Here is a 514-nt window from a genome sequence, read left to right as displayed (position 1 = left end):
CAAGGTTGGCCGCAGCTTAGTGCGACACCGCCTTCAGCATGTCTTCCACTACCTTTTTGGCGTCGCCGAACACCATCATGGTTTTGTCCATGTAGAACAGCTCGTTATCCAGACCGGCGTAGCCCACGCTCATCGAGCGCTTCACCACGATCACGGTGCGTGCCTTGTGTGCTTCCAGGATCGGCATGCCGTAGATCGGGCTGGCCTTGTCTTTCTGCGCAGCGGGGTTCACCACGTCGTTGGCGCCAATCACCAGTACCACGTCGGTGTTGGAGAAGTCGGAGTTGATTTCTTCCATCTCCTGCACCTGCTCGTACGGCACTTCGGCTTCGGCCAGCAGCACGTTCATGTGGCCAGGCATACGGCCCGCTACCGGGTGGATGGCGTAGCGCACGTTGACGCCTTTCTGGTGCAGCAGCTCGGCAAACTCTTGCAGCGCGTGCTGGGCGCGCGATACGGCCAGACCATAGCCGGGCACGATGATCACGCTGTCGGCGTTGCTCATCAGGAAGGT

The 514-nt window shown here is 60.1% G+C and carries 1 protein-coding gene; it reads right to left on the bottom strand.

All coding sequences use genetic code 11. The features are described 5' to 3' along the window. Window positions 1-16 precede the first annotated feature (16 nt). Window positions 17-514, bottom strand: a 498-nt coding sequence (locus ACZ9XP_RS17810) for an NAD(P)(+) transhydrogenase (Re/Si-specific) subunit beta (RefSeq protein WP_465188950.1), incomplete at its 5' end; no start/stop codon positions are given.

The sequence above is a fragment of the Vogesella perlucida genome (assembly GCF_979366545.1).
The sequence above is the reverse complement of the archived record's forward strand: the minus strand, read 5'-3'. Positions and strand labels throughout refer to the sequence as shown.